This window comes from Streptomyces hirsutus, assembly GCF_001418415.1.
In the GTDB taxonomy this organism is placed as follows: Bacteria; Actinomycetota; Actinomycetes; order Streptomycetales; family Streptomycetaceae; genus Streptomyces; species Streptomyces hirsutus.
The window spans coordinates 23,548-47,940 of sequence record NZ_LIQT01000046.1; the positions used below are offsets into that span (position 1 = coordinate 23,548).

Consider the following 24,393-nt stretch of genomic DNA (forward strand, 5'->3'; position numbering starts at 1 on the left):
TCCCAACCGCTTTGTGCAGCACGTTACTTGTAGAGTGCAAAACTCTTCCGAGTGTAGGTTCCGGAGGGCACCTTAAGGACGGGAAGCGTGAAAGCCGAAGAGAAGGGGACCAGGGTGAAGGAACGGCACTCGACGCTCTGCGTCGAAGAAGCGGAGGACGTGGTGAAAGAATTGCGGGCGTTACTCGCGAAGACCGGAATTGCTCTGCCGTCACTGGGGCTGGACCCGGTGAGTCTTGCGCGGGAGGCGCCCTGTCCGCTCGTCGACCTGGGGCGATGTTCCGTGGAGACCGCACGGCGGCTCGCGGCCGTGATGGCCGTGGCAGCGCGATGAAGCCGCCGGTCGGCGTGTACGTCGTGGACACCCGGACCGAGAGGATCGGCATCGTGATGGGGCATGAGGGGCCCTACATCCAGCTGAGGCCGTACGGCGGCGGCCGGGAGTGGGACGCCGAGCCGGTCGAGGTGCGCCGGGCGACGCCCGCCGAGCGGCTGCGCGCGGCGACCGCGTACGCCAACGCGCGCAGTCGGGGGGAGCTGCCTTGACGTAGGCAGGGCCTGCCGGCGCATGTCCGTCCGTGGGGTCCGGTGTGCGTCGGACCCCGCCCCCGCGGGTGTGCGCCGGGCGATGAAACAAATGAAACATGATGAAAAGCTTTTCATCGCTTCGGAGTTGGCCTGACCGGTTCAATGAGAACGCGTTGACCTGGGGAAACTCGCAGCGCTGCACAGTTGTATGAAATTTCTACGGCACATGTGTTGACCCGGATCCACAAAGGATTTCAGACTCCTCCCACGCAGATCGGAGGGTCAAGTGCCAACAACGATCCGGGACGTGGCGAAGGCCGCGGGGGTCTCGCCGGCCACCGTGTCCCGTGCGCTGGGCATGTCGGAGCTGGTCACGCCGGCGACGCGGGAGCGTGTGCGCGCCGTGGCCGCCCGCCTGGGCTACGCCCCCAACCGGGCCGCACGCGGCCTGATCACGGGCCGTACGGGCAACGTGGGGCTGGTCGTGCCCGACCTGCTCAACCCGATCTTCCCCAGCGTGATCAAGGCGATCCAGGCACGGGGCCGCGAGACGGACTACGCGGTGTTCATCGCCGACACCGACGAGAACGCCGCGGCGGAACGGGACCTGGTCCGCGCGCTGGCCCAGCAGGTCGACGGCGTCATCCTGTGCGCACCCCGGGCGGACGAGGCGCAGTTGTCGCAACTGGCCGCCGGGACCGAACTGGTCACGGTGTTCCGCAGGGTGGAGGGGATCCCCGCGGTCACCGTGGACGACGCGGACGGCACGCGGCAGATCGTCGAGCATCTGGCGGCGCTCGGGCACCGCCGGCTCGTCTGGGTCGGCGGCCCGGCCGCGTCGTGGTCGAACCGTCGGCGCGCGGCGGGCCTGCGCGCCGCGACGGAGCGGCTGGGGCTGGAACTCGCGGAGGTGGGGTGGTTCCCGCCGTACTACGACGGCGGCGTGGCGGCGGCCGACCTGGTCCTCGCCTCCGGGGCCACCGCCGCGGTCGCGTACAACGACACCATGGCCCTGGGCCTGTTGGCGCGGCTGCACGCCCGGGGCGTCCGCATCCCCGGGGAGCTGAGCGTCGTCGGCATCGACGGCATCCCGATGGCGGGCATGGCCCACCCCGCCCTGACCACGGTCCAGGTCCCGGCGCAGGCGGTGGGACGGGCCGCGGTCGACCTGATGCTCGACCGCCTGCGGGGCCCGGAGCAGCCGGCGGCCCACCGCCGCGAGCTGCCCGTCCACCTCGTCGTACGCGACTCCACCGGCAGCGCCCCCGGCAGCACGCCCGAGAAGAAGTAGGCCCCGCAAGAAGCAGGCCCCCGCCCCGACCGCGTACGAGCAGCCGCCGCGGTCGTGACCGGCAGCACTCATCACCCCATGGCAAGGAGTTCAACGATGCGTTCGTCGCCGCATGCCCGGAATGTCGGAACCGCCCGGAGGCTGGGGCTGGCCCTGGCCGCCGTCCTCCCACTGGCGGTCGTCCCGCACGGCACCGCCGCCGCCGGGAACGCCGGAAGCCACGGAGGGGCGGGGAAGGGCGGGAAGCCGTCCGTCGAATCCCGGGTCAAGGACCTCCTCACCCGGGGCGGCGACCGGTTCCGGGACCTCAACGACAACGGCCGCCTGGACCCGTACGAGAACTGGCGCCTGCCCTCGAAGCTGCGCGCCCACGATCTCGTCGGGCGGATGACCACCGAGGAGAAGGCGGGGACGATGCTCATCTCCACCTTCGACGACACCACGAGCCGCACCGGGCTCGACGAGGACCACCTGCGCTACTTCATCGTGCGCGACGATCCCGAGCCGAAGGACCTCGCGCGGCGCAACAACGAGTTCCAGGAGCTCGCAGAAGCCTCACGGCTCGGCATCCCGGTCGTGATGACGTCCAACCCCCGCAACCATGTGAACCCCAGCCGCACCATCGGTCACGCCGAGGCCGGCGGGCAGCTCTCCACCTGGCCCGGCGAACTGGGTCTGGCCGCCACCCGCGACCCGCGGATCGTCCGGGACTTCGCTCGGACCGCCGCCAGGGAATGGCGCGCCGTCGGCATCCAGAAGGGCTACATGTACATGGCCGACATCGCCACCGAGCCGCGCTGGACGCGGACCGACGGCACGTTCGGCGAGAACCCGCGGCTCGCGGCGGACATGATCAGCGCGGTGGTGAAGGGCTTCCAGGGCAAGGAGCTCGGCCCGCACAGCGTCGCGCAGACCACCAAGCACGCCCCCGGCGGCGGCCCCCGGGTCGAGGGCAAGGACCCGCACCACCCCTGGGGCCAGACCAACGAGTACCCGACCGCGGGCAGCCTGGCGAAGTACCACCTGCCGCCCATGCAAGCCGCGATCGACGCCGGCTCGACGTCGGTCATGCCGTACTACGCCCGCCCGGAGAACGACGGCAGCGCGCCCCAGCTGCCGAAGAAGCTCTGGTACACCGAGAAACAGCAGTTCGAGGAGGTCGGCTTCGCCTTCAACAAGCCGATCCTCCAGGACCTGGTGCGCGACGGGATGGGCTTCGACGGCTACATCAACTCCGACACCGGCGTCATCGGCAACCGGGCCTGGGGCGTCGAGCACCTCACCGAGGCCGAGCAGTACGCCAAGGCGATCCACGCCGGCACGAACCTCTTCTCCGGCGGATCCGACGTGGCCCCGCTGATCGAGGCGATCGAGACCCGGCTCGTGACGAAGAAGCAGATCGACCGCTCCGTGACCTACCTGCTCACCGAGATGTTCGACCTCGGCCTGTTCGAGGACCCCTACACCGACCCGGACCGCGCGCAGCGCATCGCCGACGACCCCGCCTCGCAGGCCAGGGCGGACGAGGCGCACCGCAAGTCCGTCGTGCTGCTGCGCAACGACGAGCGGCGTGGCGGCCGGTCCGTGCTCCCCCTCACCGACCGGCAGGCCGGTGCCGTCAAGCTCTACGTCGAGGTCTTCCAGGAGCGGGACTCCGACACGCAGACCACGGCACTGCGCAAGCTGATCAGCGAGTACGACCCGGCCCTCACGCTGGTCGACGACCCGGCGGACGCCACCCACGCCTACCTCCACGTGGCGCCCAGCCTGGCCTGGAGCGAGGACGACACGGAGGACGACGGGCCGTCCATCGAACTGCGGAAGGACTCCGACACCGGCATCGACTCCGAGCGCATCCTGGCCCTCCAGAAGCAGATCGACACCGTCGTCCTCAACGTCAACATGGTCAACCCGTGGCTGATCCACGAGATCGAGCCGGGCGCCGACGCGGTCCTGGCCACCTTCCACACCACGCACGAGGCCGCCCTCGACGTGATCCGGGGACGCTTCGACCCGTCCGGCAAGCTGCCGTTCGGCATCCCGGCCGACCTGGCGGCGGTGGAGCGCAACGCCTCGGACGTGCCCAGCTACGACGAGGGCTACGACTACGCGTACGAGAACGCGGCGGGCGACACCTACGCCTACGGCTTCGGCCTGAGCTACGAGTGATTGCCCGACGGGTTGCCGGAGTGCCACCGCTCCGGCAACCCGTCTCCCCTGGCGTCCGGTCGGTGGCTCCCTCCTCCGCCGGCCGGCGGAGGAGGGAGCCAGGGCGCTACCCGGTGGTGGTCCGGTACTGCTCGACATCCGTCCAGGCGGTCGCCACGGAGGCGAGGCACCGGTTGAAGAGCTCGGCCTGGCGGAGGTAGACCGCGCGGTCGGGCCCGGGGCTGACGCAGAGGTCGTCGGTATCGTCCACCGACCACGGCGCGATGTCGTGGCCCACGGCGGCGGGCAGCAGGGAGGCGACGCCGCGGGCGCCCAGCTCGCTGGTCAGTTGGCGGCGGACCGGGTGGCCCAGCACATCGGCAAAGACCTGCGCCCAGAGTTCGGAGCGCGCGCCGCCTCCGGCGATACGCCACGGGCGGTGGCCGATCTCGGCGCCGCTCACCAGGACTCGTTCGACCTGGACGCGATGGTACTGGGCGATGCCCTCGATGACAGCGCGGCCGAGGTGGCCGCGGCGGTGCATGCCGGAGATGCCGAGGAAGGTGCCCGAGGCCGCGGGGTGCTCAGGCGCGCCGTTGACGAACGGCAGGAAGACCAGGCCGTCCGCGCCCGGCGGGACCGTGGCGGCTTCCCGCAGCAGGTCCGCCGGCGGTACTCCGCCAGGCGCACCGTGGGGGACTGCGGCGGAGGCGAGCCAGTCCAGATTGGCGGCCGATGTCGGGGCGACCTCCATGGCGAGCATCCTGGTGGGATCCGGCATCAGGGCGCTGAGGGTCACCTTGGGCGCAGGGGTGCCTGCGGGGACGATGACGCCGTTGATCGCCCAGGTGCCCACGATGACGGTGACGTCGCCGAGGTCGCAGCCGCCGGCACCCAGCGTCCCGGCCACGCAGTCCATGGCTCCTGCGATGACCGGCAGCCCCTCGGGCAGGCCGGTGCGGGCGGCGGCCTGTGGCGTCAGCCCGGCGACCACCTCGCCGGAGGGCCGCAAGGGGGGGAAGCGGCGCAGGTCGTCGGCGGGCAGGCCGACCAGCTCCAGAGTGGTGGCGGTGTAACGACGGCTGTCGAGAGCGACCATGCCGAAGGCGCTCGCGTCACTGTAGTCAGCGCTGGCGATGCCGGTGAGCTGGGAGGTCACCCAGTCCTTGCAGGACAGCACCCACCGGGTGGCCCGGTATGCCTCCGGCTCGTGATCGTGCAGCCAGCGGAGCAGAACGGCGGGTTGGGCGGCCCAGGGGATGGACCCGGTCTCCGCGGCCAGCCGGGCGGAGTCCTCGGGAGCGAGGGCGTCCACGATCCGCTGGGCCCTGCTGTCGGAGGAGGCGATGGCGGGGCCGACGGGCCGCAGGCCGACGTCGACGGGGTAGAGACCGTTGCCGTGCGCGGCCACGCCGATACCGGCGGGGGTCCGACCGTCGGCTGCGAGCTTCGCCGCGAGCTCGCCCAGAAGTGAGAGCACAGTGTCCGCGAGGGCTTCCATGTCCACATCGTGGCGGTGGGGGGTGACGCAGGTGCGTGGTGTCCTGGCGGTGACGACGTGGAGTTCGCGGCCCTCCGTGTCGAACGCGGCGGCCTTCGAGGCGGTGAGTCCGACGTCGACGCCTATGTAGCAGGTACTCACAACATGCTCCTCTCCTGGGACTCGGGGGCTGCCGGGGTCCGCAGGGAGCGGGGGCGGAAGGGCCGCAGCTCCTCGTCGTAGGCGGCGATCTCCTCCTGGATGCGGTGCTCGTCCCAGCCCAGGTGGGGGGCGGCGATGCGGGCGCAGCGAGGGGCCGCGCCACGCCCCATGTCGCTTCCCAGTCCGATGAGGGTACGCCGGAGCAGGATGTCGCCCAGGGTGGCGGCTCCCTCCTCGTTGACGGCGAGAACCACCTCGGCGGCGACAGCGCCGGACTCCTCGTCGACGACGTCGAGGAGGGCGGGATCCTCCTCGGCGAGGGCGAGCACGCGCCGGGCCCGCACGCCGTAGATGTCGAGCAGCCGGCCGCGCTGCGCGGCGGAGAGAGGAGAGCCGTGCACGAACTCCTCGCGGAACGCCGCGTAGTCGGAGGTGTCGGCGCCGGGCAGCGGGCGGGTGCGGGTGGTGCAGCGGCGAGGCGCGCGGCCGAGGGCCTTCAGAGCGGCATCGGTGACATCCTCGGCAAGTGCCCGGTGGGTTGTGAGCTTCCCGCCGATGATGGAGAGCAGGCCGGGGTGGGCGGGACCGTGGTCGAGGACGGTGTGGCCCCGGCTGATCTTGGCGTTGTCCGTGACGTCGGCGGCGTAGGGCAGCGGACGGACGCCGGCCACGGTGTAGACCACGTCGTCAGGGGTGAGGCCGGCGCCGGGGAAGATCCGGTTGGTCTCGGCGAGCAGGTAGTCGATCTCCGACTGATCGGTGACGACCTCGTCGAGGTCACCCTCATAGGTCAGGTCCGTGCTGCCCAGCATGTAGCGGCCTTCCCAGGGGAAGACGAAGATCGGGCGCCGGTCGGCGGCGGCCTCGAAGAAGATGCAGGTGCTGGGGGCTCCGGGGAACGGGTCGACGATGAGATGGCTGCCCTTGGTGCCACCGTTGAGCCGCTTGGAGACGATCTGGCCGTCGAGGACGCGGTCGATCCACGGGCCGGCGGCGTTCACGGTGAGGTGGGCGCGGATCTCCCGCTCGTGGCCGGAGCGGTTCTCGCGGGTCCTGATGCCGGTGACGCGGTCCCCGGAGCGGAGGAGCCCGGTGACGGTGGTGTGGGTGAGGATCCGGGCGCCGAGGTGGCGGGCATCGAGGAGTAGTTCGATACAGAGCCGCTCGGCCCAGGGAACCTGGGCGTCGTTGAAGAGTACGCCGCCGCGCAGGCCCTTCTGCTCCAGATGCGGCCAGCGCATGGCTATCCGGCGGTTGGAGACGCCGCGACCGCGACCACGGCCTCGGCCGGCGGCCATGGCGTCGAAGACGGCGACACCGAGCCGGAGGAGGGGGCCCGGCCTGCTGTTCCCGGCGTAGAACGGGATGAGCATGGGGTAGTCACGGACGAGGTGCGGGGCGTTGCGGAAGAGCAGATGCCGTTCCCGGACGGATTCGTGGACCAGTGTGAAGTCGTAGCGTTCGAGGTACTTGAGGCCGCCGTGGATGAGCCTGCTGGAGGTGGCCGAGGTGCCGGATCCGGCGTCGGCACGGTCCACGACGACGACGCGCAGGCCGCGGGCGGCGGCGTCGCGGGCGATGGCCAGCCCGTTGATTCCGGCTCCGACGACGGCGAGGTCGACGACATCCTCGCCGGACTGGTGGTGCGACATGGGGGCTCCCGGAGGTGGGGCGCCGGTCCCGGTAGGCGGAGCCGGGACCGGCGCTCGTGCAGGGTCAGGCGGACGCGGCGGCGCGGTCCCGGAACAGCTCGTAGGCCTCCTCGGGCTTGGCATCGTCGTGCACGACGGCCCGGACGGCGGCGAGCATGGCGGCAGGGTGCTCGCTCTGGAAGATGTTCCGGCCCATGTCGACGCCGGCGGCACCCTCCTGGATGGAGCGGTGGGCCATGGTGAGGGCGTCCAGTTCGGGCAGCTTCTTGCCGCCGGCCACGATGATCGGCACCGGGCAGCTGGCCGTGACGGTCTCGAAACCCTCCTCGACGTAGTAGGTCTTGACGACGTGCGCGCCCATCTCGGCGCTGATGCGAGTGGCGAGGCGGAAGTACCTGGCGTCCCGGACCATGTCCTTGCCGACCGCGGTGACACCGAGGACGGCGACGCCGTGACGCTGGCCGGCGTCCACCAGGGCGGCGAGGTTGCGCACCGAGCGGGACTCGTTCTCGGAGCCGATGAAGACCTGGATGGCGAGGGCGGCTGCGTTGAGCCGGACCGCGTCCTCGATGTCCAGGGCGATGTGCTCGTCGGAGAGGTCGCGCAGGACGCTGGGTCCGCCGCTGGCGCGCAGGACGATGCCCGCGTCGGTGTGCGGGGGGATGCTGGTGCGCAGCGCGCCGCGGGTCATCATGATCGCGTCCGCGTCGGGGACGAGCGGGGCGATGCCGGTGTCGAGGCGTTCCAGGCCGGCCATCGGGCCGAGGAAGTAGCCGTGGTCGAAGGCCAGCATCACGGTGCGGCCGGTGTCGCGGCGGAAGATGCGGGAGAGCCGGTTCTGCAAGCCCCAGTCCTGGGCCTGCGCGCCCTTGACGTGGAAGGCGCCGGCGGTGGCGGCGGGCCCGGTGAAGTCGCGGGCCTCGAGCAGGCCGTCGGTGTCAGCCATGGGTGGTTCCTCCTGTATTGGCGGGAGTGGGGAGTGCGGCCGTGGTGGACGGCCGACGTGTGGGGCGGACGGGTGCAGCGCCGGGTCGGCGGCTTCCGCCGCCCGCGAGGAAAAGGACGAAGAGGACGAGGCAGCCCTTGAGGAGGTTCTGTGCGGCGGTGCTCCAGCCGACGAGGTTGACCAGGCCGTCCAGCAGGATGAAGAAGAGCGCTCCGCCCCAGACGCCGGCGGGTACCGCGCGGCCGCCGGAGATGAGCGTGCCGCCGATGACGACCACCGCGATCGAGTCGAGCAGGTAGCGGGTGCCGAGGTCGGGCGTGGGGGCGATGTAGGTGGCGAGCAGGGAGCCGGCCAGTCCGGCCAGGGCGCCGCTCGCCAGGTAGGTGAGGGCGGTGATCCGGACGACGGGAAGGCCGGCACGCTCGGCGGCGCGCGTGTTCTGGCCGATCGCGGTGAGGGACCGACCGTAGGTGGTGCCGCGCAGAAGCAGGACCGCCAGGACGGTCAGGGCTGCGACAACGATGGCCAGCAGCGGGACACCCAGTGGGCGCAGGTTGAGCAGGTTGCGCAGGCCGGGGTCGGGCAGGGCGGTGAAGCCGTCGGCGATGACCAGGGTGGCGGAGGAGGCCACCAGTCCGGACGCCAGGGTGGCGATGATCGGGGGGACGGAGAGTCCGAGAATCGCGACCGAGCTGACGGCTGCGACGACGAGGCCGGCGGCGAGGCCGGCGAGAATGCCGAGGACGACCGAGCCGGTGGCGGAGGAGGTGCCGACGGAGACGAATCCGGCGAGCGAGATGACCGGTCCGACGGATACGTCTATGTTGCCGGGGCCGGCGGTGACGACGAGCATCTGGCCGAGGCCGACGAGGACGAGGTAGGGGGCGAGGGAGAGTGCCAGGGAGACCGTTTGGCCGCCGCCCTGGCCGGAGACCGCCATGATGACGGCCCAGACGAGCAGGGCTGCCACGAACCCCCAGATCCAGGGGCGCGAGAGCAGGTTACGGGGAGTGTTCATCGCAGCACCCTTCCGATCAGGGCCCGGCCGGCGAGGACGGCCAGGACGATGCCGCCCTGGACAGCCGACTGGAGGTTCGTCGCCACGTCGAGGAGGCTGAGGGTCACGCTGACCAGGCCGAGGGCCATCCCGCCGATGGCGACGCCCCACGGCACGGCGCTGCCGCCGCGGAACGAACCGCCACCGAGGATCACCGCCGCGACGGTGATCAGGGTGTAGCTGGAGGCCGAGGAGACGTCTCCGCCGCCTGTCTGGGAAGAGAGGAGAAGGCCGGACAGCACGCCGAGGGCGCCGGCGGCCGTGTAGGCGGCGACCCGGGAGGACAGCGGGCTCAGCCCGGCGCGTTCGAGAGCCGTGGGGTTGCTGCCCAGGGCGCGGATGCGGACGCCCAGGGTGCTGCGGGCGCTCATGAGGTACACGAGCAGGGCGACGGCGAGGATCGGCAGCAGGGGGGCGGGGAAGCTCGTGGGCTGCCAGGCGCCGAAGGAGGCCAGCCACTCCGGGGTGGTGCCGCCGGGGGTGGGCAGGACGAACAGTCCGAGGCCCAGCCAGACGAAGGAAGCACCCAGTGTCGCAATGAGTGCGGGGACCCGGCGCAGGTGGATGAGCGCGCCCAGGACGGCGTAGCCGGCGATGAGGGCGAACAGGATCAGCGTGCCGAGCAGCGGGGAGGAAACCAGTTCGGTCGCGGCGATGACGGTGACCAGGCCGACGAAGGAGCCTATGCCAAGGTCGATGTCCCCGATGGACATGAGGATCATCTGGGCCTGGGCCGCGAAGATCAGGGGGACGGCCACGGACAGGACGAGGGAGAAGCCGGGGACGGTCAGGACGTCCGGCTGGAGGGACGCGCAGAGGACGACCATGGCGGCCAGGGCGATGGTGCTGACAGCTGCCGGTGCGCTCCTGCGCACTCCGGCTCTGGTCGGCAGCGCCGACGTGAGGGCATCAGTCATGACGGTGTTCTCCAGCGGAGTTCCCGGCCGCTGCGGGGGCGGCCACAGAGCGGGTGGAGGTCGGCTCGGTGGGCACGGACGCGAGGGCGGCGGCCGGGGGCGGCTGGTCTCCTTCGGCGAAGGAGACGGCGATGATCCGCTCCTCGGAAATCTCCGGGCCGACCAGTTCGGCGACGACCTTTCCGGCCCGGAAGACGTAGACCCGGTCGCAGTGCGCCATCTCCGCGTTCTCACTGGAGTACCAGACGACGCTGCGGCCCTGGGCCGCCTCGGCGCGGATGAGTCCGTACAGGTCGGTCTTGGTGTGGATGTCCACGCCCCTGAAGGGATCGTCGAGCAGCACCATGTCCGCCGCGGAGGCAAAGGCCCGGGCCACGATTACCTTCTGCTGGTTGCCGCCGCTGAGGTCGGCCATTGCGGCGTCGGCGCCGCCGCGGATCGACAGCCGCCGGACCCAGTCCCCGGCCACGGCGGTTTCGTGCACGGGGCGGCGGATTCCGTGGCGGGCGATGGTGCGCATGGCCGAGATCGTGAGGTTCTCCGCCACCGTCCACAGGGGGAGGACCCCGGAACGCTGCCGGTCGCCCGGGACGTAGGCCCGGGTTCCGTGGACCACGGTGTCCCGGCGTACCGGGCGCCACAGGCGTTCGAGTACCTGCTGCTGGCCCTGGCCCGCCAGGCCGGCCAGGCCGACGACCTCACCCTTCCCGATCCGCAGGCCGACGCCGTTCAGTCCGGCGCCGGTGGCCCCGCGCAGTTCGGCCACTACGGGGGTGTCGGCGCGGGGAGCGTTCCGCGGCGCGGCCGGCGGGTTCGCCCCGGTCGCGCCGCGCACCGCGGTCTCGGCGCCCATGAGGAGCAGCACGTCGTCCTCGCCGAGGCCGTGCGCCGGGAGGTCCTCGACGACGGAGCCATCGCGCATCACGGCCACCCGGTCGGCTACGGAGAGGACCTCGCGAATGCGGTGCGAGATGAGCAGGACCGAGCCACCCCGGGCGGTGACCGTGCGGACGTAGGCGTAGAGGGACTGGGCCGCGTCCGGGCCGAGGGACTCGGTGGGCTCGTCGAGGATGAGCAGGTTCAGCGGCGAGGCCAGGCTGGCGCGGGCGATCTCTGCCATCTGCCGCTGGGCGATCGAGAGATCCTCGACGCGGTCGCGGGGCGAGATGCCGTGGCCGGGGAAGATCTCGTCGAGCCGCAGCCGCACCGCCTCGGCGGCGGCCCGCCGCCACCGCAGCCGGGGGAGGCCGCGGCGCGAGGAGAGCCAGATGTTCTCCGCGACCGTGAGGTCGGGGCAGAGCGAGGTCTCCTGGTACGCCATGCGGACGCCGCGGAAGTCCTGCTCCCGGGGGCGTGTTCCGGCGGGGACCTCGCGGCCCAGCACGGTGACCGCGCCCTCGTCGCAGCCCTCGAGACCGGCGAGGACCCGCATGAGGGTGCTCTTGCCCGCGCCGTTGTGGCCGACCAGGCCGAGCACTTCGCCTGCGTGGACCGTGAGGTTCGTGCCGGCGAGGGCGTGGGTGCGGCCGTACGTCTTGCTCACGTTCGTGGCGACGATCACGGGCACTGCGGTGGAGGGGGATCGGCCCTCCCCCGGCGGGACCGCGTGCGGTCCCGCCGGCAACTTGTCGACGTCCATGCCTGCCTCGCTCCTGATGTGTCGTCCGGTCAGTCAGCAGCCGTCGGGACGGGCGGCTGGACCGGCTCGCCGCCGTTCTCGGCCGCTTCCACCTGCTGACGGAAGAGGTCGCGCGTCCACGGCCAGGCCGCGTACTGGTCGGGCTTGAGCACGGAGGCCCAGGCGTCGCGGTCCTTCTGCTCCACCAGGACGATGGGCAGGGTCATGTGCTTGGGGACCTTCTTGCCGTCGAGCAGGTCGAGTGCCGCCCACATGGCGGCCACCGACTGACCGGGGTCGGACATGACGGCGACCGACCCGTTGTCGATCTTCTTGTCCTTCCAGTAATTCAGCGCGCGGCCGTTGGTCTCGAAGGTGACGGCCGGGACGTCCTTGCCCGCAGAGGTGAAGGCCTGGGCGACGCCGTAACCGTCGCCGCAGCCGATGACGCCGTCGACCTTCGGCACGCTGGAGAGCACTCCGAGGACGGCCTTCTGCGCGGTGGCGCCGTCGCACATACCGGTGACCGTCGCGGCGGTCTTCACCGACGGGTAGTCGGTGAGGATCTTCTGCGTGGTCTTGTGCATCTCGGCCTCGGGCTGGGAACCCACCACGCCGCGGCTGACGATGACGTTGCCCTTGCCGCCGATGCCTTCGAGGAGAGGCTTGGCCGCGTGGGTGGCCCAGTCGGTGAAGCTGTTCTGGATGACGTGGGCGCAGGGCGCGTCGATCGCGGAATCGAAGACGACCACCTTGACGCCGGCGTTGCACGCCTGCTGGATGACCGGTTTGAGGGCAGTGGGCGAGGAGGGGTCGATGAGCAGCGCGTCGGGCTTCTGCAGCAGCAGGCTCTTGATCTGGGCGATCTGCTCCGTCGCCGAATTGTCGCCGGGGGCGTTGATGGCCTTGTACTTGCCGATCAGGCCGTCTGCCTGGGCCTGCTTCGCGGCGTCTTCGAACGCGGCGACCATGGTCTGGCGCCATCCGTTGCCGATGAAGCCGTTGCTCAGGGCGATGAACGGCTTGTCGCCGCCCTTGGCGGCGGACCCGGCAGCATCGCCGTTCGATCCGGTGCCTGTACCGCACGCCGAGGTCAGGAAGGTCACCGTAGCGAGTGAGGCAGCGGCCGCGATGCGGCGCCACGAGGTCGAGGGGATGCGCATGATGCCTCCTGGGAGCGAGCCTGACGGTGAAGGTGAGGATGAGGATGCGGCGGTTCGAGGGTCCGTCCCCGGCCGCGGCTCGATGAGTGATGTCATTACAGGTCTGTGATGACAGGTTGGCCAGAGCGGAGTAGGTAATGTGATCTAGATCACTTATAGAGTGAGTGTCAGCAGGTGAGGTGCGTGGCGGGGCATCATGTCGATTGCCCATCTGTCATGACAGGTTGATTTGTTGGCACGCTTGGAAAGACATGCCCTCACCACTGCCGAGGAGGCAGATCTGACGATGACGCACGAGACCTTGAGCCGCGACGCCGGCGAACCGCTGTGGATGCAACTGATGACGGTGCTGCGGGCCCAGATCGAGAGTGGGCGGCTCGGGCCGGACCAGCCGCTGCCCTCCGAGGCTGAGCTCACCGACCTCTACGGCGTCTCACGGACCGTGGTCAGGGAAGCGCTGCGTGAACTGGTGCAGCAGCGGCTGATCTACAAGGTCAAAGGACGCGGAGCCTTCGTGTCCCCCCGCAAGACCGAGCTGCGGTTCGTCGGGTCGGTCTCCGGATCCGCCGACGATCTGCGCGAGTCCGGGCGCCGTGTCACCACACAGACGCTCTGCCAGGAGCTGGGCGAGGCGGACGAGCGGGAGGCCTCGCTCCTGCGCATCCCCCCCGGGGAGCAGGTCGTGCGGGTGCGCAGGCTGAGGCGGGTCGACGGTCAGCCCTGGCTGCTCGTGGATGCTGCCATCCCCGCGCGCCTGGCACTCGGCCTGGAGAAGGCTGTCCTGGAGAACCAGTCGCTCTACGACGTACTGCGTCGGCGCTACGGTCTCGAACCCTCCGGCGCAGACCGGTGGATCGAGGCGGTCTTCCCCGACGAGCAGGACGCCGCTCTGTTGGAGGTCTCCACCTCCACCCCGCTCCTCGGTATCGAGTCCGTGGCATGGCTGTCCGACCGGACCCGCTTCGAGGCCTATCGTGCGCTGCATCGCAGCGACCAAACCCGTTTCTACGTCGGCATTCGCTGACCGCCCCGGGGTCGGTCGCGGAGGAGACGGCGTGCCTCCTCACGGTCGTGCGCGACCAGTACGGCATCGAGTCCATCGGTTCACGTCTCATGACGGACAGCCGACTTCCGAGGAAGGCGGACGGCTGGGTGGAGGAGGTGGCGGTGTATGTCGTGACGACGTACCAGGGCTGGAGCACGTCCCTCATGTCGGACACCGTTGCGATCGGGACGCGCAGCACATGCCCGGCAAGACCGAGGCGCACGGCGGCCACGACCTGCAGATCCTGGTCCACTCCACCGCGAACGACGCAGGCCGACAGGCGGCCCGGGACAGGCGCCCGGCCGGGGCGGCCGCGGATCTCGACAAACTCACCGCGGTGGCCGGCGGACGTCGCTGCGTGATCCGCGAGAAGACCGTCACGCGGATCGGCGTGACCGCCACCAAGCGCCGCATCATGTCTGCCTGCGCCGGACCACCACCGGGAACGAACAGGGCCCCCACCCTGGCCCGGCATCTCGGCCGGGACGTGCTGGACGCCGAGGCCGCTGTCGGCAGCTGGTACACGCTGCTGACCGGCGTCCCCGCCCTGACCGCGACACTGGCATCGAGTAAACCCGTCGGCCACAGAACCGAAACGGTGACCCGCGGAGTCCAGGTCCCGACCGCGTGGCAGGGGAGCCCCACGGGTACGCGAGAATGGACGCATGAGTCTGTTCCGCGACGACGGCGTAGTGCTGCGCACCCAGAAGCTGGGTGAAGCGGACCGGATCATCACTCTGCTCACGCGCGGTCACGGGCGCGTACGTGCCGTGGCGAGGGGCGTGCGCCGGACGAAGTCCAAGTTCGGCGCACGCCTCGAACCGTTCTCCCACGTGGACGTGCAGTTCTTCTCCAAGGGCAGCGAACTGATCGGGCGCGGCCTCCCGCTGTGCACGCAGAGCGAGACCATCGCGCCGTACGGCGGCGGGATCGTCACCGACTACGCCCGCTACACCGCCGGAACGGCCATGCTGGAGACCGCCGAGCGGTTCACCGACCACGAGGGCGAGCCGGCCGTCCAGCAGTATCTGCTGCTCGTCGGCGCCCTGCGGACCCTCGCCCGCGGCGAGCACGCACCGCATCTCGTCCTCGACGCGTTCCTGCTGCGCTCCCTCGCCGTCAACGGCTACGCCCCGACCTTCGGCGACTGCGCGAAGTGCGGGCTGCCCGGACCGAACCGGTTCTTCTCGGTCGCCTCCGGCGGTTCCGTCTGCGCCGACTGCCGGGTGCCCGGCAGCGTCGTGCCCTCGCCGCAGGCCCTGGAACTGCTCGGCGCGCTGCTCGCGGGAGACTGGGAGACGGCGGACGCGTCCGAGGCGCGGTACGTCCGGGAGGGGAGCGGGCTGGTGTCCGCGTACCTCCACTGGCACCTGGAGCGCGGGTTGCGCTCCCTGCGGTACGTCGAAAAATAATCACGACACGTCAGCACGAGGAGACGAGAAGCACATGGCCGTACGCGGGTTCCTGGGGCGTCAGCGCAGGGAGTACAAGACGCCGGTACCGCACCCCTCCGGCGCGCGGCCTCCGAAGTTTCCCAGTGAGCTGGTCCCCAAGCACGTGGCGATCGTGATGGACGGCAACGGCCGCTGGGCCAAGGAGCGGGGCCTGCCGCGCACCGAGGGCCACAAGGTCGGCGCCGAGCGCGTGCTGGACGTGCTCCAGGGCGGGATCGAGATGGGCGTCGGCGCCATCTCGCTGTACGCCTTCTCCACCGAGAACTGGAAGCGCTCGCCGGACGAGGTGCGCTTCCTGATGAACTTCAACCGCGACTTCATCAGCAAGTCCCGCGACGAGCTCGACGAGCTGGGCGTGCGGGTGCGCTGGGTGGGGCGGATGCCCAAGCTGTGGAAGTCGGTCGCCAAGGAACTCCAGGTCGCGCAGGAGCAGACCAAGGACAACGACCGGCTCACCCTGTACTTCTGCATGAACTACGGCGGCCGCGCCGAGATCGCCGACGCGGCGCAGGCGCTGGCCGAGGACGTGAAGGCGGGGCGTCTCGACCCGGCGAAGGTCAACGAGAAGACGCTGCAGAACTACATGTACTACCCGGACATGCCGGACGTGGACCTGTTCCTGCGGCCGAGCGGTGAGCAGCGCACGTCCAACTACCTGCTGTGGCAGAGCGCCTACGCGGAGATGGTCTTCCAGGACGTCCTGTGGCCGGACTTCGACCGCCGGGACCTGTGGCGCGCGTGCCTCGAATTCGCCTCCCGCGACCGCCGCTTCGGCGGCGCGATCCCGAACGAGGAACTGCTCGCCATGGAGGGCAGGCAGGAACAGTGAGGGAGCGGGCGTGAACACGGAGAGGGGCGCGGAGATCACCTCCGCGCCCCTCTCCGTGTCCGGGGTCTCAGCTGCCGCTCGCCGCCGCCGCGCACTCCGCGCAGGTCCCGAAGATCTCCACGGTGTGGGCCACGTTGACGTAGCCGTGCTCGGCGGCGATGGCCTCCGCCCAGGTCTCCACGGCCGGGCCCTCGACCTCGACCGCCTTGCCGCAGTTGCGGCAGACCAGGTGGTGGTGATGGTCGCCGGTGGAGCAGCGGCGGTAGACGGACTCGCCGTCGGCCGTGCGCAGCACGTCCACCTCGCCGGCGTCGGCGAGGGACTGCAAGGTGCGGTAGACCGTGGTGAGCCCCACCGAGTCGCCCTTGTGCTTGAGCACGTCGTGCAGCTCCTGCGCGCTGCGGAACTCGTCGACGTCCTGGAGCGCAGCCGCCACAGCGGCCCGCTGCCTGGTGGCGCGGCCCTTCACGGGCGGTCCAGCGGTGGTCACCGGTTTCCTCCTCGGTCTGCCTCTGCTCTGCCGCGGCCATTGTGCCAGGCCGGACAGGAGGCGGTCAGACGCCGGCCTCGCCGGTCGGCTTCCGGCCGGCCGGTACGGCGCACTCGGCCGGGTCCGGCACGGGTTGCGCGGCGGCCAGCGCGCGGGCGCGGCGGCGGGCCAGCGGGGTGGCCAGGACGGTCAGCGCGATGAACGCGGCGATCGTCAGCAGCACGATCGTCGCCCCGGGCGGCACGTCCTGGTAGTACGAGGTGACCGTGCCGCCGATGGTCACGCTCACGCCGATCGCGACGGCGATGGCGAAGGTGGCGGCGAAACTGCGGCTGAGCGCCTGGGCGGCGGCCACGGGCACGACCATGAGCGCGCTCACCAGCAGCAGGCCCACCACGCGCATCGCGACGGTGACGGTGACCGCCGCCGTGACCGCGGTGAGCAGGTTCAGGAACCGCACCGGCAGGCCCGTGACCCGCGCGAACTCCTCGTCCTGGCTGACCGCGAACAGCTGGCGGCGCAGACCGACGGTGACCAGCACCACGAACGCGGCCAGCAGGCAGATGGCCGTCACGTCGGACTCGGAGACCGTCGACAGGGAGCCGAACAGGTACGAGGTGAGGTTCGCGTTGGAGCCGGTCGGGGCGAGGTTGATGAACATCACGCCGCCCGCCATACCGCCGTAGAACAGCATCGCGAGGGCGATGTCACCGCGGGCCTTGCCGTACCAGCGGATCAGTTCCATCAGGACGGCGCCGAGGACGGAGACCAGGGTCGCCATCCACACCGGCGACCAGGAGAGCAGGAAGCCGAGGCCGACGCCGGTCATCGCGACGTGCCCGATGCCGTCGCCCATGAGGGCCTGGCGGCGCTGGACGAGGTAGATGCCGACCGCGGGGGCGGTGATGCCGACCAGGACGGCCGCCAGCAGGGCCCGCTGCATGAAGGCGTAGTTCAGGAGGTCCATCAGCAATCAGCTCAGCAGTCCCGTGCGGATCGGTTCGGCGCCCGCCGGTGCGTGCGGGTGTACGTGGTCGTGGCCGGGCAGCGCGTGCTGGCCGACGGCCTTGGGGGGCGGGCCGTCGTGCATCACGCAGCCGTCGCGCAGGACGACCGCCCGGTCGATCAGGGGCTCCAGCGGGCCCAGCTCGTGCAGCACGAGCAGGACGGTGGTGCCCCGGTCGACCTGCTGGCGCAGTATCCGCGCGAGCACCTCCTGGCTGGCCAGGTCGACGCCCGCCATCGGCTCGTCCAGGATCAGCAGCTCGGGTTCGGCGGCGAGCGCGCGGGCGATCAGCACCCGCTGGTGCTGGCCGCCGGAGAGCGCGTCCACGGAGTCCTTCGCCCGGTCCGCCATGCCGACGAGGTCCAGCGCGCGGCGTACGGCCTCGCGGTCGGCCTTGCGGAACATACCGAAGCGGGTGCGGGAGAGACGGCCGGAGGCGACCACCTCGGTCAGGGTGGCGGGCACGCCGCCCGCGGCCGTGGTGCGCTGCGGGACGTATCCCACGCGCGCCCAGTCACGGAAGCGGCGCTGCGGGGTGCCGAACAGCTCGATCTCGCCGGTGCCGGCCGGCACCTGGCCGATGACGCTGCGCACGGTCGTCGACTTGCCGGAGCCGTTGGCGCCGAGCAGGGCGACGACCTCGCCGCGGCGCACGGTGAGGTCGATGCCGCGCAGCACGGGGCGCGAGCCCAGCTCGGCGTGGACGCCGCGCAGGGATATGACGGGCTCGGTCCTCGGCGTCGATATGGCGGGCTCGGTGTTCGTCGTCATGCTGCCGCCTTCCGGTGGGTCGGTCGGCCGGCCGGGCGGCCGGTCGTGCGGCCGGTCATGCGGATCCCAGAGCCGTCTGCAGGGCCTTCAGGTTGGACTCCATGACCTCGAAGTAGTCGGCGCCGCGGGAGCTGTCGGTGATGCCCTCGAGCGGGTCGAGGACGTCCGTCTTCAGTCCGGCGTCCTTGGCGACCGTCTTCGCGGTGTCGTCGCTCACCAGTGTCTCGTAGAAGACGGTGGTCACGCCGTCGGCCCCGGCCGTCTCGGTGAGCTCCTTCACGCGGGCCGCGCTGGGCTCGGACTCGGGGTCGAGGCCGTTGATGGCCTCCTCGGTCAGGCCGTAGCGCTCGGCGAAGTAGCCGAAGGAGGCGTGGGTGGTGATGAAGACGTCGGTCTTCCGGTCCTTCAGGCCCGCCTCGAGCGTGGTGTCCAGCTCGTTCAGCTTGCCGACGAGGGTGTCGGTGTTCTTCCGGTAGTCGGCGGCGTGGTCGGGGTCGGCCTTCTCGAAGGCCTTGCCGACGCCCTCGGCGACCTCGGCGTACTTGACCGGGTCGAGCCAGACGTGGGGGTCCTTGCCGCCCTCGGTATCGTGGCTGTGGCCCTCGTGCCCGCCCTCGTCCTCGTGGGCGTGGTCCTCGTCCCCGTGACCGTGCCCGTCCTCGGCGCCGTGCGTCTCCAGGGTGGTCAGGGTGGCCGCGTCGATCTTCGTCTTCACCCCGGACTGGCCGATGGCCTCGTCGACGTTGGGCTGCAGGCCCTTGAGGTAGAGCGCCGCGTCGGTCTCCTCGAGCTGCGCGGTCTGTTTGGCGCTGATCTCCAGGTCGTGCGGCTCCTGGCCGGGCTGGGTCAGGCTGGTGACGTTCACGTGGTCGCCGCCGATCTGCTCGGCCAGGAACGCCATCGGGTAGAAGGAGGCGACGACGTCGAACTTCCCGGTGTTGCCCGCGGCGGCGCTGTCGGAGGAGCAGGCGGACAGGGTGCCCAGGGCGAGCGCGGTGACCGCGGTCACCGCGCTCGCGGGTATGAGGCGTCGTCGTACGTTCATGACTCCCATTTTCAACTAATATGGAAACCGTTGTCAACAAGGGGGGTGGAGGGCCCGCGCCGGAGAACCCCGGGCCCTTGGTGAGGGCCCCGAATTGGTCGGGGGGCGGGGCCCGCCGGTAGCCTGAGTGCTTCGCTGGAAGCAATCTCGCTTCGTCGCCCGTCGTCGTAATGAAGAGAGCACCGTGGCCGCCGACAAGATCGACACCATCGTCAGCCTGAGCAAGCGCCGAGGCTTCGTATTCCCCTGCAGTGAGATCTACGGCGGCCAGCGTGCCGCCTGGGACTACGGGCCGTTGGGTGTCGAGCTCAAGGAGAACCTCAAGCGTCAGTGGTGGCGCTACATGGTGACGTCGCGTGAGGACGTCGTGGGGATCGACTCGTCGGTGATCCTGGCCCCCGAGGTGTGGGTCGCCTCCGGTCACGTCGCCACCTTCTCGGACCCGCTCACCGAATGCACCGCCTGTCACAAGCGGTTCCGCGCGGACCACCTGGAAGAGGCGTACGAGGAGAAGAAGGGCCGCGCCCCGGAGAACGGCCTCGCCGACATCAACTGCCCCAACTGCGGCAACAAGGGCCAGTTCACCGAGCCCAAGCAGTTCTCGGGCCTGCTCTCCACCCACCTCGGCCCGACGCAGGACTCCGGCTCCGTCGCCTACCTGCGCCCCGAGACCGCCCAGGGCATCTTCACCAACTTCGCCCAGGTGCAGACCACCTCGCGCCGCAAGCCGCCGTTCGGCATCGCCCAGATCGGCAAGTCCTTCCGCAACGAGATCACGCCCGGCAACTTCATCTTCCGCACCCGCGAGTTCGAGCAGATGGAGATGGAGTTCTTCGTCAAGCCGGGCGAGGACGAGCAGTGGCAGGAGTACTGGATGGAGCAGCGCTGGAACTGGTACACCGGCCTCGGCATGCGCGAGGAGAACATGCGGTGGTACGACCACCCGAAGGAGAAGCTCTCCCACTACTCCAAGCGCACCGCTGACATCGAGTACCGCTTCCAGTTCGGCGGCAGCGAGTGGGGCGAGCTCGAGGGCGTCGCCAACCGCACCGACTACGACCTCGGCGCCCACTCCAAGGCCTCCGGCCAGGACCTCTCCTACTTCGACCAGGAGGCCGGCGAGCGCTGGACGCCGTACGTCATCGAGCCGGCGGCCGGTCTCGGCCGGGCGATGCTCGCCTTCCTGATCGACGCCTACGTCGAGGACGAGGCGCCCAACGCCAAGGGCAAGCTGGAGAAGCGCACGGTGCTGCGTCTCGACCCGCGCCTGGCCCCGGTGAAGGTCGCGGTGCTCCCGCTCTCCCGCAACCCGGAGCTGTCGCCGAAGGCCAAGGGCCTCGCCCAGGCGCTGCGGCAGAACTGGAACATCGAGTTCGACGACGCCGGCGCCATCGGCCGCCGCTACCGCCGCCAGGACGAGATCGGTACGCCGTTCTGCGTCACGGTCGACTTCGACACGCTCGAGGACAACGCGGTGACCGTGCGCGAGCGCGACACCATGAAGCAGGAGCGGGTCTCCCTCGACCAGATCGAGGGCTACCTGGCGAGCCGCCTGGTCGGCTGCTGACGCCGTAGGCCCGGTCCGGCGTGATCCGCCGGACGGACCCTGACACCGTCGACTTCGTCGAGCCGCCCCGGACAGCGCTTCCCGCGCCGTCCGGGGCGGCTCATCTCTCCGTGGGGTCCACCGTCGCCTGGTGGGCCTCCACCAGATGTTCCTGCGCCTTCAGCCAGGGCAGGAACTGGGCGCGTCGGCGCCAGTCGCAGGTCTCGCAGCTGATCGTGCGCTGCACACCGGTGCGCCGGACCCGTACGACGTGTTCCCGGCCGTGCTGGTCCCAGCGGCTGACCTTGCTCGTGTCGATCTGGGGCATGAGGCCTCCGGCATCCGTGGTCGTCGTCGCGGTACCTGTCGCCCCCGATCGGGGACGACAAGGAGTCTGCGGCAAGAACAACATCAACGGGGGCTCTCCGCGGGCGAATTCGGTGGAGACCCGGCCCGTACGGGAGGGGGCGCCCGGTGACGCGCGAGCGCGCGCCTCCACACGGGGGCCGTGTGCTCAGGCGTCCGCTCCGGCCACCTCGCGGATCTCCGCCGACTCCAGCCGCTCGGCCGTCCGCCGCGCGGTCGCGCGGGCCCAGCGGCCCGAGGTCGCCGCGCCCACCACCAGCACCGCGAGTCCGCACGCGGTGAGGATCCACCAGCCGGGCCGCGAGGCCTCCGTGAAGCTCTCCGCGTACGACGAGGAGTCCACCCCGGCCGCCAGCACCGCGCCGATCACCGCGACGCCGAGCGCCTGGCCCAGCTGCCGGCTGGTGGAGGCCACCGCCGAGGCCACCCCGGCCTGGGCGCGGGGCATGCCGGAGACGGCGGTGTTGGTGATGGGCGCGTTGACGAAGCCGAAGCCGACGCCGAACAGGACGTACCCGACGGCCAGTGTGGCGTTGGACGTCTCGGCCTCGAAGAGGGCGAAGAGGAGCCCGGCCGCCGTCATCGCGCCGCCCGCGATCAGCAGCGGAAGCCGGGGTCCCCGGTTGCCGACCAGCCGGCCGGAGAGCGGGGCGCACAGGAACGTCGGGAGGGCCATGGGGAGCATCCACAGCCCGGCCTCCAGGGCGCTCAGGCCCCGTACGTTCTGCAGGTAGAGCGTCGACAGGAACAGGAACCCGCCGAGCGAGGCGAACGCGCTCACCGCGATCACGGTGGCCCCGCTGAACGGCGCCGAGCGGAAGAAGCGCAGGTCGATGAGGGGTTCGTGACGCCGGGACTCGTAGCGGAGCAGGGCGACCAGCGACGCGAGCGCGACGGCGCCGAAGGGGACCGTGGTGGAGAGCGACGCGTGCGGTGCCTCGATGATCGCGTACGTCAGCGAGCCGAACAGGGCGATGACCAGCAACTGGCCCACCGGGTCGGCGCGGCGGGCCTTCGGCGCCCGGGACTCCGGGACGAAGCGCAGGGTGAGGACGAGGGCGGCGAGGCCCACCGGCAGGTTGATCCAGAAGATGGAGCGCCACCCGACGGAGTCCACCAGCAGGCCCCCGACCAGGGGTCCCGCCGCCATCGACAGGCCGACGACCGCGCCCCACGCGCCGATCGCGCGGGCGCGCTCGCGCGGGTCGGTGAAGGTGTTGGTGATGATCGACATGGCGACCGGGTTGAGCATCGAACCGCCCACCGCCTGCACCATGCGGAAGGCGACCAGCGCCTCCAGGTTCGGCGCGAGCGAGCACAGCAGCGAACCGAGGGTGAAGACGACCAGGCCCGCCGTGAAGACCCGTCTGCGGCCGATCCGGTCGGCCGTGGAGCCGGCGAGCATGAGCAGCGACGCCAGGACGAGGGTGTACGCGTCGATGGTCCACTGCAGGCCCGAGGTGCTCGCGTCCAGATCCCTCTGGAGCGACGGCAGGGCGACGTTCAGGACCGTGTTGTCCAGGCTCACGAGGAGCAGGCTCATGCAGCAGATCGCGAGTACGAGGAGACGTCGGCGCGGGCTGAGCTCGGACATGCACGCCATCGTACGCGCGGTTCAATAGTGCGGCTAACTAATGACCTGTGCGTGCTCGGTATGCGCGACAATGGGGGAATGTCCACGCCCCCCTCCACCCCGAACCCGGCCACGGCTCCGGACCCCGCCCCGGCACCGGCCCCGTCGGACCTGACGATCGGCCCGTACGCGGTCCGGCCGCCCGTCGTGCTGGCCCCCATGGCCGGGATCACCAACGCCCCCTTCCGCACGCTCTGCAGGGAGTTCAGCGGCGGCAAGGGGCTGTTCGTCAGCGAGATGATCACCACCCGGGCGCTGGTCGAACGCAACGAGAAGACCATGCAGTTGATCCACTTCGACGCGAGCGAGACGCCGCGCTCGATCCAGCTGTACGGCGTCGACCCGGTGACCGTGGGCAAGGCGGTCCGCATGATCGTCGAGGAGGACCTCGCCGACCACATCGACCTCAACTTCGGCTGCCCGGTACCGAAGGTGACCCGCAAGGGCGGCGGCTCGGCCCTGCCCTACAAGCGGAACCTGCTGCGCTCCATCCTGCGCGAGGCGGTCGCCGGAGCCGGGGACCTGCCGGTCACGATCAAGATGCGCAAGGGCATCGACGACGACCACCTGACCTACCTGGACGCCGGCCGCATCGCCGTGGAAGAGGGGGTGAGCGCCGTCGCCCTGCACGGCCGCACCACCGCCCAGCACTACGGCGGCACCGCCGACTGGGACGCCATCGCCCGGCTCAAGGAGCACGTGCCGGAGATCCCCGTGCTCGGCAACGGCGACATCTGGTCCGCCGACGACGCGCTGCGGATGGTGCGCGAGACCGGCTGCGACGGGGTCGTGGTGGGGCGCGGCTGCCTGGGCCGGCCGTGGCTGTTCGCCGACCTGGTCGCCTCCTTCGAGGGCCGGGACGACTTCCTCCGGCCCACGCTGCGCGAGGTCGCCGACGTCATGGTCCGGCACGCCACCCTGCTCGGCGAGTGGATCGGCGACGAGGCCCGCGGAGTGATCGACTTCCGCAAGCACGTCGCCTGGTACCTGAAGGGCTTCGCGGTCGGCTCCGAGATGCGCAAGCGGCTCGCGATCACCTCGTCCCTCGAGACGCTGCGGGCCGGGCTGGACGAACTGGACCTGGACCAGCCCTGGCCGACCGGCGCCGACGGCCCCCGCGGCCGTACGTCCGGCAACAACCGGGTGGCGCTGCCGGACGGTTGGCTGAAGGACCCGTACGAGTGCGCGGGCGTCGGCGAGGACGCCGAACTCGACACGTCCGGCGGCTGAGCCGGTCCGGTCCGGGG

General features: G+C 70.9%; 23 protein-coding genes. 10 read left to right on the forward strand and 13 right to left on the reverse strand.

Translation table 11 applies throughout. The features are described 5' to 3' along the window. Positions 1 to 114 precede the first annotated feature (114 nt). The 4 genes from AOK11_RS39085 (at position 115) to AOK11_RS04050 (ending at position 3,987) form a co-directional block, all read left to right on the forward strand. Positions 115 to 333 carry a hypothetical protein gene (locus AOK11_RS39085; RefSeq protein ID WP_079034620.1) on the forward strand — a complete coding sequence of 73 codons (219 nt, stop codon included), beginning with the start codon at positions 115 to 117 and terminating at the stop codon, positions 331 to 333. Then, positions 330 to 545 (forward strand): hypothetical protein, encoded by a 216-nt coding sequence (locus AOK11_RS04040; protein WP_055592228.1) that lies wholly within the window; start codon positions 330 to 332, stop codon positions 543 to 545. Before AOK11_RS39085 ends, AOK11_RS04040 begins: the two co-directional genes overlap by 4 nt. Positions 546 to 813: 268 nt before the next feature. Next, a complete protein-coding gene (locus AOK11_RS04045) occupies positions 814 to 1,818 on the forward strand; it encodes a LacI family DNA-binding transcriptional regulator (RefSeq protein WP_055592229.1) in 1,005 nt (334 codons plus the stop codon). A gap of 96 nt (positions 1,819 to 1,914) precedes the next feature. After that, positions 1,915 to 3,987, forward strand: coding sequence for a glycoside hydrolase family 3 protein (locus AOK11_RS04050; protein WP_055592230.1), 2,073 nt, complete (start codon positions 1,915 to 1,917; stop codon positions 3,985 to 3,987). Positions 3,988 to 4,093: 106 nt separating this feature from the next. Here AOK11_RS04050 and AOK11_RS04055 read toward each other — a convergent pair whose 3' ends face one another. From AOK11_RS04055 to AOK11_RS04085, 7 genes are all read right to left on the reverse strand, one after another. Then, positions 4,094 to 5,608, reverse strand: coding sequence for an FGGY-family carbohydrate kinase (locus AOK11_RS04055; protein WP_055592231.1), 1,515 nt, complete (start codon positions 5,606 to 5,608; stop codon positions 4,094 to 4,096). Next, positions 5,605 to 7,260, reverse strand: coding sequence for a glycerol-3-phosphate dehydrogenase/oxidase (locus AOK11_RS04060; RefSeq protein WP_055592232.1), 1,656 nt, complete (start codon positions 7,258 to 7,260; stop codon positions 5,605 to 5,607). The genes AOK11_RS04055 and AOK11_RS04060 overlap by 4 nt, the downstream gene beginning before the upstream one ends. Before the next feature lie 64 nt (positions 7,261 to 7,324). Then, a complete protein-coding gene (gene lsrF / locus AOK11_RS04065; RefSeq protein WP_055592233.1) occupies positions 7,325 to 8,206 on the reverse strand; it encodes a 3-hydroxy-5-phosphonooxypentane-2,4-dione thiolase in 882 nt (293 codons plus the stop codon). After that, positions 8,199 to 9,224, reverse strand: coding sequence for an ABC transporter permease (locus tag AOK11_RS04070; RefSeq protein ID WP_055592234.1), 1,026 nt, complete (start codon positions 9,222 to 9,224; stop codon positions 8,199 to 8,201). Before AOK11_RS04070 ends, lsrF begins: the two co-directional genes overlap by 8 nt. Next, positions 9,221 to 10,180, reverse strand: a complete 960-nt coding sequence (locus AOK11_RS04075; protein WP_055592235.1) for an ABC transporter permease — start codon at positions 10,178 to 10,180, stop codon at positions 9,221 to 9,223. The genes AOK11_RS04070 and AOK11_RS04075 overlap by 4 nt, the downstream gene beginning before the upstream one ends. Next, positions 10,173 to 11,819 (reverse strand): sugar ABC transporter ATP-binding protein, encoded by a 1,647-nt coding sequence (locus AOK11_RS04080; RefSeq protein ID WP_079034618.1) that lies wholly within the window; start codon positions 11,817 to 11,819, stop codon positions 10,173 to 10,175. Before AOK11_RS04080 ends, AOK11_RS04075 begins: the two co-directional genes overlap by 8 nt. Positions 11,820 to 11,848: 29 nt before the next feature. Next, positions 11,849 to 12,961: an ABC transporter substrate-binding protein gene (locus AOK11_RS04085; protein ID WP_055592236.1), complete on the reverse strand. Its 1,113-nt coding sequence runs from the start codon at positions 12,959 to 12,961 to the stop codon at positions 11,849 to 11,851. Between the two features lie 286 nt (positions 12,962 to 13,247). Here AOK11_RS04085 and AOK11_RS04090 point away from each other — a divergent pair, with 286 nt between their 5' ends. The 4 genes from AOK11_RS04090 (at position 13,248) to AOK11_RS04100 (ending at position 16,289) form a co-directional block, all read left to right on the forward strand. Then, the gene (locus AOK11_RS04090) at positions 13,248 to 13,985 is read left to right on the forward strand and encodes a GntR family transcriptional regulator (protein ID WP_055592237.1); all 738 of its coding nucleotides are present in this window, start codon (positions 13,248 to 13,250) and stop codon (positions 13,983 to 13,985) included. Between the two features lie 220 nt (positions 13,986 to 14,205). After that, a complete protein-coding gene (locus tag AOK11_RS42675; RefSeq protein WP_157869280.1) occupies positions 14,206 to 14,724 on the forward strand; it encodes a hypothetical protein in 519 nt (172 codons plus the stop codon). After that, the gene (gene recO / locus AOK11_RS04095) at positions 14,672 to 15,418 is read left to right on the forward strand and encodes a DNA repair protein RecO (protein WP_055592238.1); all 747 of its coding nucleotides are present in this window, start codon (positions 14,672 to 14,674) and stop codon (positions 15,416 to 15,418) included. Before AOK11_RS42675 ends, recO begins: the two co-directional genes overlap by 53 nt. A gap of 34 nt (positions 15,419 to 15,452) precedes the next feature. Next, a complete protein-coding gene (locus AOK11_RS04100) occupies positions 15,453 to 16,289 on the forward strand; it encodes an isoprenyl transferase (RefSeq protein ID WP_055592239.1) in 837 nt (278 codons plus the stop codon). Positions 16,290 to 16,356: 67 nt separating this feature from the next. Here AOK11_RS04100 and AOK11_RS04105 read toward each other — a convergent pair whose 3' ends face one another. The 4 genes from AOK11_RS04105 to AOK11_RS04120 all read right to left on the reverse strand — a co-directional run bounded on the left by AOK11_RS04105 (position 16,357) and on the right by AOK11_RS04120 (position 19,601). Further along, on the reverse strand, positions 16,357 to 16,779 hold the full coding sequence (locus tag AOK11_RS04105; RefSeq protein ID WP_055592240.1) for a Fur family transcriptional regulator: 423 nt from the start codon (positions 16,777 to 16,779) through the stop codon (positions 16,357 to 16,359). Between the two features lie 64 nt (positions 16,780 to 16,843). After that, positions 16,844 to 17,746 carry a metal ABC transporter permease gene (locus AOK11_RS04110; protein WP_055592251.1) on the reverse strand — a complete coding sequence of 301 codons (903 nt, stop codon included), beginning with the start codon at positions 17,744 to 17,746 and terminating at the stop codon, positions 16,844 to 16,846. Positions 17,747 to 17,752: 6 nt separating this feature from the next. After that, positions 17,753 to 18,556: a metal ABC transporter ATP-binding protein gene (locus AOK11_RS04115; protein ID WP_055592241.1), complete on the reverse strand. Its 804-nt coding sequence runs from the start codon at positions 18,554 to 18,556 to the stop codon at positions 17,753 to 17,755. A 55-nt stretch (positions 18,557 to 18,611) separates the two neighbouring features. After that, positions 18,612 to 19,601: a metal ABC transporter substrate-binding protein gene (locus AOK11_RS04120; RefSeq protein WP_055592242.1), complete on the reverse strand. Its 990-nt coding sequence runs from the start codon at positions 19,599 to 19,601 to the stop codon at positions 18,612 to 18,614. A gap of 184 nt (positions 19,602 to 19,785) precedes the next feature. Here AOK11_RS04120 and AOK11_RS04125 point away from each other — a divergent pair, with 184 nt between their 5' ends. After that, positions 19,786 to 21,168 (forward strand): glycine--tRNA ligase, encoded by a 1,383-nt coding sequence (locus AOK11_RS04125; protein ID WP_055592243.1) that lies wholly within the window; start codon positions 19,786 to 19,788, stop codon positions 21,166 to 21,168. Positions 21,169 to 21,268: 100 nt separating this feature from the next. Here the strand turns inward: AOK11_RS04125 and AOK11_RS04130 are convergent, their stop codons facing one another. Together AOK11_RS04130 and AOK11_RS04135 are read right to left on the reverse strand one after the other, a co-directional pair. Next, entirely contained in the window at positions 21,269 to 21,475 is a 207-nt protein-coding gene (locus AOK11_RS04130) for a hypothetical protein (RefSeq protein WP_055592244.1), read from the reverse strand. A 186-nt stretch (positions 21,476 to 21,661) separates the two neighbouring features. Next, on the reverse strand, positions 21,662 to 23,107 hold the full coding sequence (locus AOK11_RS04135; RefSeq protein ID WP_055592252.1) for an MFS transporter: 1,446 nt from the start codon (positions 23,105 to 23,107) through the stop codon (positions 21,662 to 21,664). A gap of 78 nt (positions 23,108 to 23,185) precedes the next feature. Between AOK11_RS04135 and dusB the strand changes: the two genes are divergently transcribed. Continuing rightward, complete coding sequence (gene dusB, locus AOK11_RS04140) at positions 23,186 to 24,376, forward strand: tRNA dihydrouridine synthase DusB (protein ID WP_055592245.1); 1,191 nt, start codon at positions 23,186 to 23,188, stop codon at positions 24,374 to 24,376. Positions 24,377 to 24,393: the final 17 nt, after the last annotated feature.

Bases quoted from the DNA above. Each gene is read 5' to 3' on its own strand.
- AOK11_RS04040 (WP_055592228.1), top strand. From the start codon at position 330: ATGAAGCCGCCGGTCGGCGTGTACGTCGTGGACACCCGGACCGAGAGG.
- AOK11_RS04050 (WP_055592230.1), top strand. From the start codon at position 1,915: ATGCGTTCGTCGCCGCATGCCCGGAATGTCGGAACCGCCCGGAGGCTG.
- AOK11_RS04060 (WP_055592232.1), bottom strand. From the start codon at position 7,260: ATGTCGCACCACCAGTCCGGCGAGGATGTCGTCGACCTCGCCGTCGTC.
- lsrF (WP_055592233.1), bottom strand. From the start codon at position 8,206: ATGGCTGACACCGACGGCCTGCTCGAGGCCCGCGACTTCACCGGGCCC.
- AOK11_RS04070 (WP_055592234.1), bottom strand. From the start codon at position 9,224: ATGAACACTCCCCGTAACCTGCTCTCGCGCCCCTGGATCTGGGGGTTC.
- AOK11_RS04075 (WP_055592235.1), bottom strand. From the start codon at position 10,180: ATGACTGATGCCCTCACGTCGGCGCTGCCGACCAGAGCCGGAGTGCGC.
- AOK11_RS04080 (WP_079034618.1), bottom strand. From the start codon at position 11,819: ATGGACGTCGACAAGTTGCCGGCGGGACCGCACGCGGTCCCGCCGGGG.
- AOK11_RS04085 (WP_055592236.1), bottom strand. From the start codon at position 12,961: ATGCGCATCCCCTCGACCTCGTGGCGCCGCATCGCGGCCGCTGCCTCA.
- AOK11_RS04090 (WP_055592237.1), top strand. From the start codon at position 13,248: ATGACGCACGAGACCTTGAGCCGCGACGCCGGCGAACCGCTGTGGATG.
- AOK11_RS42675 (WP_157869280.1), top strand. From the start codon at position 14,206: ATGCCCGGCAAGACCGAGGCGCACGGCGGCCACGACCTGCAGATCCTG.
- recO (WP_055592238.1), top strand. From the start codon at position 14,672: ATGAGTCTGTTCCGCGACGACGGCGTAGTGCTGCGCACCCAGAAGCTG.
- AOK11_RS04100 (WP_055592239.1), top strand. From the start codon at position 15,453: ATGGCCGTACGCGGGTTCCTGGGGCGTCAGCGCAGGGAGTACAAGACG.
- AOK11_RS04110 (WP_055592251.1), bottom strand. From the start codon at position 17,746: ATGGACCTCCTGAACTACGCCTTCATGCAGCGGGCCCTGCTGGCGGCC.
- AOK11_RS04115 (WP_055592241.1), bottom strand. From the start codon at position 18,556: ATGACGACGAACACCGAGCCCGCCATATCGACGCCGAGGACCGAGCCC.
- AOK11_RS04120 (WP_055592242.1), bottom strand. From the start codon at position 19,601: ATGAACGTACGACGACGCCTCATACCCGCGAGCGCGGTGACCGCGGTC.
- AOK11_RS04130 (WP_055592244.1), bottom strand. From the start codon at position 21,475: ATGCCCCAGATCGACACGAGCAAGGTCAGCCGCTGGGACCAGCACGGC.
- AOK11_RS04135 (WP_055592252.1), bottom strand. From the start codon at position 23,107: ATGTCCGAGCTCAGCCCGCGCCGACGTCTCCTCGTACTCGCGATCTGC.
- dusB (WP_055592245.1), top strand. From the start codon at position 23,186: ATGTCCACGCCCCCCTCCACCCCGAACCCGGCCACGGCTCCGGACCCC.